The sequence below is a fragment of the Streptomyces lydicus genome, from assembly GCF_004125265.1.
Lineage (GTDB): Bacteria > Actinomycetota > Actinomycetes > Streptomycetales > Streptomycetaceae > Streptomyces > Streptomyces lydicus_C.
In genome coordinates, this window is the sequence record NZ_RDTE01000003.1 from 559,887 (window position 1) to 572,328 (window position 12,442).

The 12,442-nt window shown below is 72.9% G+C and carries 11 protein-coding genes; 4 read left to right on the top strand and 7 right to left on the bottom strand.

Annotated elements, in window-relative coordinates; all coding sequences use genetic code 11:
* Positions 1–23: 23 nt before the first annotated feature.
* The gene (locus D9V36_RS05180; protein WP_129292720.1) at positions 24–470 is read left to right on the top strand and encodes a nitroreductase family deazaflavin-dependent oxidoreductase; all 447 of its coding nucleotides are present in this window, start codon (positions 24–26) and stop codon (positions 468–470) included.
* A 20-nt stretch (positions 471–490) separates the two neighbouring features.
* Here the strand turns inward: D9V36_RS05180 and D9V36_RS05185 are convergent, their stop codons facing one another.
* From D9V36_RS05185 to D9V36_RS05195, 3 genes are all read right to left on the bottom strand, one after another.
* Entirely contained in the window at positions 491–2,464 is a 1,974-nt protein-coding gene (locus tag D9V36_RS05185; RefSeq protein WP_129292721.1) for an ABC transporter permease, read from the bottom strand.
* Between the two features lie 142 nt (positions 2,465–2,606).
* Complete coding sequence (gene modA / locus D9V36_RS05190) at positions 2,607–3,401, bottom strand: molybdate ABC transporter substrate-binding protein (RefSeq protein WP_129292722.1); 795 nt, start codon at positions 3,399–3,401, stop codon at positions 2,607–2,609.
* A gap of 146 nt (positions 3,402–3,547) precedes the next feature.
* Positions 3,548–3,943, bottom strand: coding sequence for a TOBE domain-containing protein (locus D9V36_RS05195; protein ID WP_129292723.1), 396 nt, complete (start codon positions 3,941–3,943; stop codon positions 3,548–3,550).
* A 319-nt stretch (positions 3,944–4,262) separates the two neighbouring features.
* On the opposite strand from D9V36_RS05195, the gene D9V36_RS05200 reads away from it, so the two are divergent.
* Entirely contained in the window at positions 4,263–4,682 is a 420-nt protein-coding gene (locus D9V36_RS05200; protein WP_129292724.1) for a TOBE domain-containing protein, read from the top strand.
* Positions 4,683–4,739: 57 nt separating this feature from the next.
* Here D9V36_RS05200 and D9V36_RS05205 read toward each other — a convergent pair whose 3' ends face one another.
* The 3 genes from D9V36_RS05205 to D9V36_RS05215 form a co-directional block, all read right to left on the bottom strand.
* Entirely contained in the window at positions 4,740–5,294 is a 555-nt protein-coding gene (locus tag D9V36_RS05205; protein WP_129292725.1) for a molybdopterin-dependent oxidoreductase, read from the bottom strand.
* A 168-nt stretch (positions 5,295–5,462) separates the two neighbouring features.
* Entirely contained in the window at positions 5,463–8,255 is a 2,793-nt protein-coding gene (locus D9V36_RS05210; RefSeq protein ID WP_129292726.1) for a molybdopterin-dependent oxidoreductase, read from the bottom strand.
* Entirely contained in the window at positions 8,252–9,076 is an 825-nt protein-coding gene (locus tag D9V36_RS05215) for an FAD binding domain-containing protein (RefSeq protein WP_129292727.1), read from the bottom strand. The genes D9V36_RS05210 and D9V36_RS05215 overlap by 4 nt, the downstream gene beginning before the upstream one ends.
* A gap of 204 nt (positions 9,077–9,280) precedes the next feature.
* On the opposite strand from D9V36_RS05215, the gene D9V36_RS05220 reads away from it, so the two are divergent.
* On the top strand, positions 9,281–10,822 hold the full coding sequence (locus D9V36_RS05220) for a PucR family transcriptional regulator (protein WP_129292728.1): 1,542 nt from the start codon (positions 9,281–9,283) through the stop codon (positions 10,820–10,822).
* 123 nt (positions 10,823–10,945) lie between these two features.
* Here the strand turns inward: D9V36_RS05220 and D9V36_RS05225 are convergent, their stop codons facing one another.
* The gene (locus D9V36_RS05225) at positions 10,946–11,353 is read right to left on the bottom strand and encodes a TOBE domain-containing protein (RefSeq protein WP_129292729.1); all 408 of its coding nucleotides are present in this window, start codon (positions 11,351–11,353) and stop codon (positions 10,946–10,948) included.
* Positions 11,354–11,478: 125 nt separating this feature from the next.
* On the opposite strand from D9V36_RS05225, the gene D9V36_RS05230 reads away from it, so the two are divergent.
* On the top strand, positions 11,479–12,432 hold the full coding sequence (locus D9V36_RS05230; RefSeq protein ID WP_129292730.1) for a GlxA family transcriptional regulator: 954 nt from the start codon (positions 11,479–11,481) through the stop codon (positions 12,430–12,432).
* The last annotated feature ends 10 nt before the right edge of the window (positions 12,433–12,442 follow it).

Here is a 12,442-nt window from a genome sequence, read left to right on the forward strand (position 1 = left end):
TCGTCGTCGAGGGGATGGACGGTATGCCTCTTCAGGGTGAGTACGAGCCGAGCCCGGAGCAGTGGGTACGCGATCAGGTCGAGGAGTACGAAGGCTCGGGCGGTACGAAAGGCACCACGATCCATGGGCTGCCCGTCGTGGTGCTGACCACCCGGGGCGCGAAGAGCGGAAAGATCCGCAAGAGCCCGGTGATGCGGGTGGAGCACGACGGGGTGTATGCGGCGGTGGCCTCCGTGGGCGGCTCACCGCGGCACCCGGTCTGGTACCACAACCTCGTGGCGGACCCCCGGATGGAGCTGCAGGACGGTCCGGTGCGGCAGGACATGACGGCCCGTGAGGTCACCGGCGAGGAGAAGGCCCTGTGGTGGGGCCGCGCGGTCGAGGCGTACGCCGAATACGCCGTCTACCAGAAGAGGACGGACCGGCAGATCCCGGTGTTCGTCCTGGAGCCGGCGGCCACGGCGCACTGATACCGGCTCCCTCGTGGCGCTCAGAGCGTCACGAGGGAGACCTCGGTGGCCTTGACGCTGGTCCACACGGACACACCGTCCGCGAGGCCGAGTTCGAGGGCGGCCGAGGGGGTGATTTCGGCCACCAGGTCGGGGGCCTCGTGCGAGGTGACGAGGACCCGCAGGCGGCTGCCCGCCGAGGTGATCTCCCGGACGGTGCCCGGCCAGACGTTACGGGGGCTGCCCGTGGGCTTGTCGAGGTGCAGGGAAACGGCCTCGGGGGCGATGATCGCCAGTGCGCGGGCGCCGTCGGGGAGCGGGTCGGCGGCGACGAGGCGGCCGCCGCCGGGGAGCGCCAGGCCGTCGCCGGTGGCGGTGCCCGGCCAGGCGTTGCGGCCGAGCATCCGGGCGACCCAGGGCGAGCGCGGGTGCCGGGTGACCTCGGCGGGCGGGGCGTCCTGGAGGGCGCGGCCGTCCTCCAGGACGAGGACGCGGTCGGCGAGCGAGACCGCCTCGACGGGGTCATGGGTGACGAGCAGGCAGACGCCGCCGAAGCCCGCGAGATGGCCGCGCAGGGTGTGCCGGACATGGGCGCGGGTGGTCTGGTCGAGCGCGGCGAGCGGTTCGTCGAGCAGCAGCAGACGGGGCCGGGCGGCCAACGCCCTGGCGAGCGCGACGCGTTGCGCCTGTCCGCCGGAGAGCTGGGCGGGCTTGCGGTGTGCGAGCGGGCCGACGCCGAGCCGGTCGAGCCAGAGCTGTGCCGTACGGCGGGCCTCGGCGCGCGGGATGCCATGGGCGCGCAGCCCGTAGGCGGTGTTGCTCAGGGCCGTCAGGTGCGGGAAGAGTGCGCCGTCCTGCGGGACCCAGGCGACGCCCCGGCGGTGCGGGGGCAGCGTGGTGACGTCGGTGCCGCCGAGGCGCAGGGTGGCGCGGGCACGCGGGGTGAGCCCGAGCAGGGCACGCAACAGGGTGGTCTTTCCTGCGCCGTTGGGTCCGACGACGGCGAGGGTGGTGCCCGGTTCGGCGTCCAGGGTCAGCTGGTTGAAGCCGGTGACCTCGGCGTGCAGCGGCCAGTTTTCCGGGGGCGCCGGCGGTGTCGCCGCGGGCTCCTCGACGTAGGGAGCGGGCGGCGCCGCGAGGCCGGTGTCGTCGGTGGTGGGGGCGGTGCGGGCGACGCGCCCGGCGGTGGCGCCGGTCCAGCGGCCGCGCAGCGCGACCAGCACGCCCATGGCGATGACGAGCAGCAGCAGCGAGACCGAGGTGGCGGCCTCCGGGGACCCCTGGAGCAGTAGGTAGACCTGGAGCGGCAGGGTCTGGGTGGTGCCGGGCAGATTGCCCGCGAAGGTGATCGTGGCGCCGAATTCACCGAGTGCGCGGGCCCAGGTCAGCGCGGCGCCGGCGGCGAGGCCGGGCGCGACCATGGGGAGGGTGACGGTCCGGAAGACCCGTACGGGTGAGGCACCGAGGGAGGCCGCGGTCTCCTCGTAGCTGGTGCGCAGTCCGGCGAGCGTGCCCTCCAGGCTGATGACGAGGAAGGGCATCGCGACGAAGGTGGCGGCGACCACGGCGCCGGAGGTGTGGAACGGCAGCACGATGCCGAAGGTGTCCTCCAGCCAGGGGCCGAGGAGTCCGCGGCGGCCGAAGCCCATGAGCAGGGCGACACCGCCGACGGTCGGCGGCAGCACCATCGGCAGCAGCACCAGCGAGCGGACCAGCGCCTTGCCGCGGAAATCGACCCGGGCCAGCAGCCAGGCCAGGGGCACCCCCAGCAGCAGGGCGAGCCCCAGCGCGCAGAACGACACCAGCAGCGACAGCCGGAGCGCTTCGAGGACGTCCGGGCTGGTCAGGTGGGTGCCGAGGTCGCTCCAGGTGGTGCGGGCAAGGATGCCGGCCAGGGGCATCAGCAGGAACGCGATGGCGACCAGCGCGGGCACGGCCAGCGCGACGGGGGCACGGCTGCCGGGCACGCGGAGCCTGCCTGCCGGGGGCCGGGCGGTGGTGCGGGGGCGTCTCATCGGGGTCCCTGGGATTCGGGGCGGGCCGGGCCGGGGGACGGCGGCGCGGACGGACCGGGCCGGGAGATGGCGGCGCGCACGGGCCCGGTCCGCTTCCCCGGGACGCTTCCCGGGGCCGGCGGTCCGTACGCGCCGCTCCGGATCACGGCTTCTGGAAGCCGGCCTGCTGCAGGAGCTTCTGTGCCTCGGGCGTGCTCAGCCACTTGACGAACGCGGCTGCGGCGGCCGTGTGCTGAGAGGCCTTCACCGTCGCGGCCGGGTAGGAGGCGACGGCGTTCTGCGCGTCGGGGATGTCGACGGCGTCGACCTTCTTGGGTGCGGTGGCGGCGTCGGTCTTGTAGACGAGGCCGGCATCGGCCTCGCCGAGCTCGACCTTGCTGAGCACCGCGCGGACGTTGGGCTCCTGCGAGACAGCCTTGACCTTCAGCTTCTGGGCGTCCAGCACCTGCTTGCTGTAGCGGCCGACCGGCACCTCGGGGGCGGCGAGGACCACCTTCAGCTTGCTGTCGGTGAGTGCCTTGAGGTTGTCGATCTTCTTCGGGTTGCCCTCGCCGGTCACGATGACCAGGCGGTTCTTGGCGATGACGGTGGGCGCGGCGACATCGGCCTTGAGCCCGTCCATGGTCTTGGTGTCGGCGGTGACCACGGCGTCGGCGGGGGCGCCCTCCCTGACCTGGGCGGCCAGTTCCTGGGAGCCGGCGAAGGAGAAGTGCACCTTGGTGCCGGGGTGTTCCTTCTCGTACACCGCACCGGCCTTGTTGAAGACGTCGGTCAGCGAGGAGGCGGCGAGCACCGTGAGGTCCGCCTTGGGGGCGGCGCTGCCGGACTTCTCGGCGCCCTCGTCCTTCTTGTTGTCGCCGCAGGCGGAGAGCGGAACGAGAAGGGCGGCGGTCACGAGCGCGGCGGCGGCGCGGCGGCCGGTGAAGAGCTGGGACATGTGGCGGGACTCCTTGGAACGCGGGACGACGGGCGCCGTCCGAGCGGATGGGAAAAAGCCGCGCCGGGACGGGCGACGCCGCTGGTGTGCGCAGCCGGCCGGTGGGGGACGGTGGTTGCGGATCGGCCGGGTGCTACCGCGGTGGGTCAGGTGCGGTCGATGTGCACGCTGGTGGACTTCACGCGGGCGGTGGCCTGCATGCCGACCTCCAGGCCCAGTTCCTCCACCGCTTCCCGGGTCAGCAGGGACACCAGGCGGTGCGGACCGGCCTGGATCTCGACCTGGGCGGCGACGTCGCCGAGCTTGACGGCGGTGACGATGCCCGGGAAGGCGTTGCGCGCGGAGGTGTACGAGGCGTCGTCCTCGCCGGTGCCGGTCTGCGCCACCTCGACGGAGAAGGCGGCCAGATCGCGGCCTTCGATGAGGCGGCGGCCGCTGTCGTCACGATGCGTCGCGACCTTGCCGGCGTCCGCCCAGCGGCGGGTGGTGTCCGGGCTGACGCCCAGCAGCCGCGCCGCCTGACCGATCGTGTAGGACTGCATGTGCGACAAGCTATGCGGAATCGGCTGGCATTTGCAATCCCTTGGGGGAAGCCATATGGCAGATGCCAGGCCGACTGGAGGAAGACACGAAGACGTCCCGCCGGGCGGCGTGTCCCCCGGACGACCGGCGCAATTCTCCGCGCGTTCCGCCGGCCTGCCCGGCACATGCGGATATTTGCCAGGCGCATGCGGATATCCGCCCGGCATCTGCCATGCACGCCCGGACCGCGGCGGGTTCTGTGGTTAGGGTGCAGATGTCAGAGCAGGGAAAACGCGACATTCCACCCTTCGCTTTCCACACCCCCGGTGAGGCATTTCCATGAGCCTGAGCATCCGTAACCAGATTTCCGGCACCGTTCTCTCCGTCACCCCCGGCGAGGTCATGGCGACCGTCAAGGTGCGTCTGGAGGGTGGCCAGCAGATCACCGCGGCGATCACCCTGGAGGCGGTGAAGGAGCTGGGCATCGGGGAGGGTTCCGCGGTGCGCACGCTGATCAAGTCCACCGAGGTCGCGCTCGCGACCGGTGCGGTGGAGGGTCTGAGCATCCGTAACCGGATCCCCGGCACCGTCACCGATGTCACCACGGGCGGCGCGATGGCGGGCGTCAAGGTCGCCGTCGCGGGCGGGGAGCTGACCGCCGCGATCACCAGGGACGCGGCCGAGGACCTGGGCCTGGCTGCCGGTGCCGAGGTCACCGCGCTGGTCAAGTCGACCGAGATCGCACTCGCCGCGGTCTGAGCACGGCCCCGCCGAAGTCCCCGGCAGTGCAGGGGACTTCGGCCCTTGTGCCGCTGGTCAGGACGCGCCCGGTCCCGGCCCGCCGGAGCGGAACCCGTCCGCCTCGGGCGGGACGAGGGTCCCGAACCAGATGCCGGTGACGGCGCTGATGTAGCGGGCCCCGCAGCGGTCGGAGGGCACCACGAGCTGGCTGCCCACGGCATCGAGCGCCCGCCCGTCCAGGGCCGTGGCCAGCAGGACCGGCGCGTCCCCGAAGTCGGCGTCGAGCTCTGCCCAGGAGAGCGCGGCGTGGTGGCCGTCCCGGCCGGTGACCGCCAGGACGTAGCGGGAGCGGTCCTTGCGCCGCGAGATGTCGAAGGCCGGTTCCGCCGTATCGATGACCTCCCGGAGCAGCGGCCCCTCGAAGGTGTGGTGCTGCGGCCCGTTCGTGGCGCAGTCGAAGACCACCTCGGCCCGCCGCTGCGGCCACCGCTCCCGCAGTTGGGCGACGGTCAGCGCGAGCGGACGGCGCAGCTGGCCGCGGATCAGAACGCACCCGGGGGCGGGAGATACGGCGTCCTCGGGCGCCGGGCGTACGACGGTGGTGCGGGACGGCGGGCCGAGTCGGCTCATTCGAGACCCCCTTGGGCGATCCGCGCGGCGGCTGCCTCCCTGTGATGCCCGACCGGCCCGCCGCTGAACCACGGATGCCAGCCGCTTCCGCAGCCTCACCTCGCTGATGTGAGGCAAAGGGGGCCGCGGGGGCTGCAGGTACGGAGCCGGCGGACGCCGGGCGGGCGCTCACACCGAACCCTCGCGCGACGGATGCCGCCCGGCCGTCCGGCCCGGTGCCCCGCCGGCCGCCCGGTGCTCCTCCAGTGCCAGCCACACCCGGTCGCGCAGCAGCGGAAGCTCCGTGAACCGCACCCCGGTGGCATCGCGCAGGGCGTTGGCGAAGGCGGGGGCCACGGGGTTGAAGGGGCTCTCGCTCATCGACTTGGCGCCCAGCGGCCCGATGGCGTCCGAGGTCTGCGTGAAGTGCACCTCGGTGCGCGGCACATCGGCGTAGGCCGGCAGCCGGTAGCGGCGGAAGGCGGGGGTGATGACCTTGCCGCCGTCGTCGACGAGGACCTGCTCGAAGAGGGTCGCGCCCAGTGCCTGGGCCACCCCGCCCTCGACCTGGCCCCGGCACTGCATGGGGTTCATGACCTTGCCCGCGTCGGCCGAGTGGACGCTGCGCAGGATCTTGATCTCACCGGTATCCGGGTCGACGGCGACCCGGAACCACTGGGCGTTGAAGGCCACCGAGCGGGGCGAGCCGCCCCAGTGCCCGTCGGCTGACAGCGTCACCCCCCGCTCGTGCGCGGCCTCGTGGAGTTCCTTGAGCGGCACGGTCCGCCCCTCGCACTCCACCGCGTCGGCCAGCAGCCGGCACAGGCTCCGCGGCGTCCTGGCGTGCTCGGCGGCGAAGGTGAGAATCCGCTCGGCCAGGCCGTTGGCCGCCTGCATCACGGCCTTGCCGGCCACCACCGTCCCGGCCGAGCCGAAGGCGCCGGTGTCGTGCCGTACGACATCGGTGTCGGACTGCCGGACGGTGAGCCGGTCCACGGTGGTGCCCAGCGCGCCGGCGGTGATCTGCTGGTGGACGGTGGTGGTGCCGTTGCCGAACTCCGCGGTGCCCACCGCGATGTCGTACGTCCCGTCCTCCAGCAGCGTCACCGTCGCATCGGCGAAGTGCCCGCCGGGCGGGCCGGTGGCGATCATCGCCATCGCGGTGCCCTGTCCGACCAGCCAGCCCTCCGGCGCCTCGTCGGCGCTGTGGTCCTCGGCAAGGGCCCGGCGGACGACCTGGAGGCACTGGTCGAGGCCGTAGCTGGCGATGTGCAGGTCCTCCTCCTCGCCGCCGGGGCTGATCATGCGCTCGCCGGGGCCGATGATGTTGCGCTCCCGGAAGACCAGCGGATCGATACCGAGCCGATGGGCGAGCTCGTCCATCGCCGACTCCACGGCGAAGGTCACCTGCCCCAGCCCGTAGCCGCGGAACGCCCCGGCCGGCACGCAGTTGGTGTAGACGGAGTAGGCGTTCACCTTCTTGTGCGGCGCGCGGTACACGGCCATCGATTCGCCGACGCTGTGGAACATCACGGCGGGGCCGTGGTTGCCGTACGCGCCGGTGTTGGAGACCACCCGGAGCTGGAGGGCGGTGAGGGTGCCGTCCCGCTTCGCGCCCGCCTTGATGCCGATGGTGAACGGGTGCCGGGTGGTGGCGCCGAAGAACTGCTCGGCGCGGGTGAACTCCAGCTTCACCGGCCGCTTCAGCCGCATCGCGGCGAGCACCACGATGTCCTCGGCCAGCATCTCCTGCTTGCCGCCGAACCCGCCGCCGACCCGGCCCGCGACCACCCTGACCCGGTCCTCGGGCAGATCGTAGAGCGCGCACAGGGCACGGCGGGTCAGGAACGGCACCTGGGTGCTGGAGCGGACCACGATCCGTTCGCCGCCGTTCTCGTTCTCCTCGAAGTAGGCGAGGGCCCCGTGCGTCTCCAGGCTGGCGTGCTGCACCCGCTGGGTGCGGAAGGTGTCCTCGTAGACGGCATCGGCGTCCGCGAAGCCCTCCTCGACGCTGCCGATTTCGCCGTGCACCTCGCCGGCGACGTTGTCCTGCGCCCGTGCGATCCGCGTCTCGGGGCCCTTGGGGTGGAGCACCGGGGCGCCGGGGCGCATCGCCTCCTCCGGGTCGAGGACGTACGGCAGGTGCGCGTACTCCACGGTGATCCGGCGGCAGCCCTCCTCCGCCGCCGCCTCGCTGTCGGCGACCACGGCCGCCACCCGCTGCCCGACGAACCGGACCACGTCGTCCAGTACCCGGGTGTCGTCGGGGTCCTCGGTGGAGTGTTCGTGACGGGCGGTGGAGAACAGCCGCTCCGGGGCGTCGTGGTGGGTGAGGACGGCGTGGACGCCGGGCACGCGCAGGGCGTCGGCGGTGTCGAGGGACACGATCCTGGCGTGCGGATGCGGGGAGCGCAGCAGCTTCATGTGCAGCAGCCCCTCGACGGCGAGGTCGAAGGTGTAGCGGGCGGTGCCGGTGACGACCTGCGGACCGGCCGGAGCGCCCAGGTTGCGGCCGACCGACCGCCCCGGACAGGGCTCCTCGACATGCCGTACGCCGCGTACGGCGTCCTCGATCGCCCGGTAGCCGGTGCAGCGGCAGAGGTTGCCCTTGAGTGCCCGGGGCAGATCGGCCAGCTGGTCCTCGTCCAGTTTCGTGGTGGTCATCAGGAATCCGGCCGTGCAGAAGCCGCACTGGAAGCCCTGGGCGTCCAGGAACTGCCGCTGCACCGGGTGCAGTTCGCCGTCCGCGTCGGCCAGCCCCTCGACCGTGGTCACCGAGCGCCCCTCGGCCCGCACGGCCGGGTACAGGCAGCTGTGGACGGGGGCGCCGTCGACATGGACGGTGCACGCCCCGCAGTCCCCCGCGTCGCAGCCCTTCTTCACGCCGAACCAGCCGCGGTCGCGGAGGTAGGTGCGCAGGCACTGCCCCGGGCGGGGATCGGCGTCGAAGGGCTGGTCGTTGACGCGGATCCGGAAGGTCATCGTCCGGCCTCCCGGGTCAGTTCGCGGCGGATCTCCTCGGCCAGCCGCAGCGCCATGTGCCGCCGCCAGGCCGGCAGTCCGTGCAGGTCGTCGAACCAGTCGCGGGCGGTGACGGTCCGCTCGATCGTGTCGCGCAGTGTGCGGGCGTCCGGGGGCAGCGGGAACCACAGGCGAAACGGCCGGACGGTGGCGGCGGTGAGGGTGAGGGCCAGCGATCCGTCCAGCGGGTCGAGGGTGCCGATGACGAGTGCGCCGGAGCGGCCGAGGCCGTACAGGGAGGCCTGCCGGAAGGCCGTACGGCACGCCGTCGACCGGGCGGGCAGGGTGACCGAGCGGAGCAGTTCGCCCTCGGCGAGGTCCTTGCGTCCCGCGCCGGTGATGAAGTCCGCGACCTTGGTGCGGCGCAGCGAGCCGTCCTGTGCCTGGAGCAGCACGCTGCCGTCGAGCGCGGCGGTCAGCGAGATCATCGGCCCGGCGGGCAGGCCGTTGCAGAGGTTTCCGCCGACGGTCGCCATGTTCCAGATCTTGAACGAGGCCAGGAAGGCACGGCAGCACTGCTCGAACAGCGGTGCCGCGAGGGCCTCGTAGGCGGCCGCGAAGCGGGAGAGCTGGGCGATGGTGCAGGTCGCCGCGATCTCCAGCGAACCGTCCGGATGCCGGGTCAGCGGCTCCCAGCCCATCCGGCTCAGGTCCACCAACCGCCGGATGTGCGGCTGCGGTTCGGAGAAGAGGTAGGTGCCGCCGCCCAGCCAGGCGTCGCCGCTGCGCCACGGGGCGCGCTGCCGGGCGTCACGTACGTCCCGCACCGTGTTCAGGTCCATGCCGCCGAGTGAAGCAATGCCGCCGCCTTGGGCACGACTGGTGCGCAGCACGGAAAAACACCACTGCCGGGCCCGGTATCCGGAGGATCATCCAAGAGGACTTTGGGCCCCGGCAGCTGGCATTTACGATGCCGGTACTCATTTTCGCCTCGTGAATGTGAGGTGCCGGGGTGCACTCCCGGCAGCCGCCCAAGGAGTCCGCCCATGCACGTCCAAGATCTCCTCCAGCTCGACGCGCTCGATCTGACCCTGCTGTGGGGCGAGGGCCCCCTGCTCACCCGGGAAGTCAGCGGTGTCACCGCCACCGATCTGGCGGACCCGGAGCGCTTTCTGCAGCCGGGCGAGCTGGTGCTGAGCGGACTGGTGTGGTGGACGCCGGACGCCGGACGGGCGACGGTGGACCGCTTCGTCACGGCCCTGCACTCCGCCGGGGCGACCGCGCTGCTGGCCGGCGAGGAGACCCACGGCACCGTCCCGGACGTCCTGGTCGACTCCTGTCGCGAGCGGGGCATCGTCCTGATGGCGGTGCCCGCGCACACCACGTTCCGTGCCATCACGGAGGCGGTGTACCTGCGCCAGTGGGGCGATCTGAGCCGGCGCCCCACCGAGCATCACGCGCTGCCGGAGAACGTCCGGACCGAGCTGGCCGCTCTGCTCGCCGAGGACGCGGCGCCGGACACGCTGCTGGACCGGGCCTTCGCCCATCTGGGCGGGCCGGCCTGCTCTCTGGTGACGGCGACCGGACGGGTGATCGCCCGGACGCCGGCCGCCGCGCACCTGCCGGCCGGGCAGGCGGCCCGGGAGCCGGCAGCGGCGGCCGGCACCGGCCTGCGGATCGAGGGGGAGGCCGGTCCGTACGACGACTGGCAGCTGTCCTTGCGGGACCCGGCCGGCGCCCCGCCCCGGGTGCTGCACGAGATCGCCGAGGTCATGGCGCAGTACCGGCACCGGGTCGAGCTGCGGCAGGCGGCCGGACGGCGGGCGGCGGACGCACTGCTCGCGCTCGCCGCGGCCGGTGGGTCCGATGTGCCGGCCGACGGACCGGCCGACGGTGCGGCACTGGAGGCGGCGCTGCACGCCTGCGGACTGCCGGCCACCGGTCCGTACCGGGTGGTGGCCGCATCGGGCGGCGAGGAGGGCGAGCAGACGGTGCGCGCGCTGGCCGAGGCGTTGCGGCACTCCCCCGGTGAGCCGTTCGCGGCGGGCCGGCTCCCGGGCGGCGAGGCGGTCGCCGTGGTGCGCGCCGACCCCGATGCGGAGGGCGGCCTCCCGCTCGGCGAAGTGTGGCCGCTGGTGCACGCCTGCCGGCCACAGACGCCGCTGCACGCCGGGCTCAGCGGTCCGGTACCGGCCGCCGACGGCCTCACCGCGGCGCTGGGCCAGGCACGTTACGCACTGGCGGCGGCGCGCGCCGGTGCTCCGGGCGGTGCCCGGGTGACCTCCGTCGAAGACCTCAGCACCCTGGGCGCTCTGCTCGCCGGGGTCCCCGCCGATGTCCGCAGGGCCTTCAGCAGCCGGGTGCTGGGCCCGCTGGCGCACGCCGGAAGCACCTCGCACCGGATGCTCCTGGAGACGCTGGAGAGCTTCCTCGCGCACCACGGGTCATGGGCGCGCACCGCCGCGACGCTGCATCTGCATGTGAACACGGTGCACTACCGCATCCAGCGCATCGAGACGCTGACCGGCCGCGACCTGTCCCGGCTCGACCACAAGCTGGATCTGCAGGCGGCGCTGCTCTGCCGCTGAGGGGCTTGCCGGGCGGACGGTGAGGCGGGCGGGGAGGCAGGCGGTGAGCGGCTGCCGGGGGATACCGGCGGCCGGCGGAAGGGCGGCGGTTGCCGGAGGGCCGGCGGTCGGCACAAGGGCCGCTCAACTGCGCTCGCCCGCCCGGTCGATGTGCACATTGGTGGACTTCACCCGGGCGGTGGCCCGCACCCCGACCTCGATCCCCAGTTCCTCGACGGCCTCCCGGCTGACCACCGACACCAGCCGGTGCGGGCCGGACTGGATCTCGACCTGGGCGATCACCTCGTCGAGGGTCACCTTGGTGACGATCCCGGCGAACGAGTTCCGCACCGAGGTCAGCACCTCGCCGGGCACCGGATGCAGCCCCGCGGCACGCTCTTTGGCGAATGCCGCCAGGCTCACCCCGTCGATCACGCGGCTTCCCGCGCCGTCCCGGTCCATCCGCAGCTGCCCGCCATCGGCCCAGCGGCGGACGGTCTCCGCACTCACACCCAGCAGCCCGGCTGCCTGACCAATGCTGTATGTCGGCACCCCCGCACTCTAAGGGGTGCCGACACCGTCGCCCCGGCGGCCCCGGTGGCTGTGCTGCATCCGCGCCGCAGGGAAGGCCGACGTACACGCGAGGCGCGAATGCCCCGTTCCGTTAGGATCGGGCCATGCATGTGCCGCCGTCGGTCCACCGCGTGGTGGTGCTCGCGCTCGACGGGGTCTCCCCCTTCGAACTGGGCATCCCGAACCGGGTCTTCGGTGAGCAACCGGACCTCTACGAGGTGACCACCTGCACCGCCAGTGGTCGTCCGGTACGCACCGGTTCAGACTTCGCGGTCGCGCCCGACCACGGCCCCGAGGCACTGGAGGGCGCCGACACCGTCGTCATCCCGCCCTACGACCAGCGGCTGTTCTCCGACCGGCTCACCCCCTTCATGGCGGCCACCCTCGCCCGCATCCGTCCCGGCACCCGGATCATCTCCATCTGTACGGGCGCGTTCCTGCTCGGGGCGGCCGGCCTGCTCGACGGACGTACCGTCACCACCCATTGGGCCGTCGCGGACGTCTTCCGCCGGATGTTCCCCCGCGCCACCGTCGACCCCGGCGTGCTGTTCATCGACGACGGCGACATCTTCACCTCGGCCGGGGCCGTCGCGGGCGTGGACCTCTGTCTCCACGTCGTCCGCAAGGATCACGGCAGTGAGGTCGCCAACGGAATTGCGCGCCGCTGTGTCATACCGCCGTGGCGCGACGGCGGCCAGGCCCAGTACATCGAGCACCCGGTGCCCGAAGCGGATGCGAACGGTACCGCCGCCACCCGGGAGTGGGTCCAAAAGCGCCTCGACCAGCCGCTCCCCCTCGCCGCCCTCGCGGCACACGCCGGGATGAGTCCGCGCACCTTCGCGCGCCGTTTCACCGAAGAGGCCGGGGTGAGCCCGGGCCGTTGGATCATCCAGCAGCGTGTCCACCGGGCCAGGGGCCTGCTGGAGAGCACCGACCTGTCCGTCGAACGCATCGCCCACGAGGTCGGCTTCGGCGGCGCCGTCTCCCTCCGCCAGCATCTCCATGCCGCGATCGGCGTATCTCCGCTGGCCTACCGGCGGGCGTTCCGGACGCCCTGAACCATGAGGC

Coding starts and splice junctions, on each gene's coding strand:
- D9V36_RS05180 (WP_129292720.1), top strand. CDS start 24: ATGCCTCTTCAGGGTGAGTACGAGCCGAGCCCGGAGCAGTGGGTACGC.
- D9V36_RS05185 (WP_129292721.1), bottom strand. CDS start 2,464: ATGAGACGCCCCCGCACCACCGCCCGGCCCCCGGCAGGCAGGCTCCGC.
- modA (WP_129292722.1), bottom strand. CDS start 3,401: ATGTCCCAGCTCTTCACCGGCCGCCGCGCCGCCGCCGCGCTCGTGACC.
- D9V36_RS05195 (WP_129292723.1), bottom strand. CDS start 3,943: ATGCAGTCCTACACGATCGGTCAGGCGGCGCGGCTGCTGGGCGTCAGC.
- D9V36_RS05200 (WP_129292724.1), top strand. CDS start 4,263: ATGAGCCTGAGCATCCGTAACCAGATTTCCGGCACCGTTCTCTCCGTC.
- D9V36_RS05205 (WP_129292725.1), bottom strand. CDS start 5,294: ATGAGCCGACTCGGCCCGCCGTCCCGCACCACCGTCGTACGCCCGGCG.
- D9V36_RS05210 (WP_129292726.1), bottom strand. CDS start 8,255: ATGACCTTCCGGATCCGCGTCAACGACCAGCCCTTCGACGCCGATCCC.
- D9V36_RS05215 (WP_129292727.1), bottom strand. CDS start 9,076: ATGGACCTGAACACGGTGCGGGACGTACGTGACGCCCGGCAGCGCGCC.
- D9V36_RS05220 (WP_129292728.1), top strand. CDS start 9,281: ATGCACGTCCAAGATCTCCTCCAGCTCGACGCGCTCGATCTGACCCTG.
- D9V36_RS05230 (WP_129292730.1), top strand. CDS start 11,479: ATGCATGTGCCGCCGTCGGTCCACCGCGTGGTGGTGCTCGCGCTCGAC.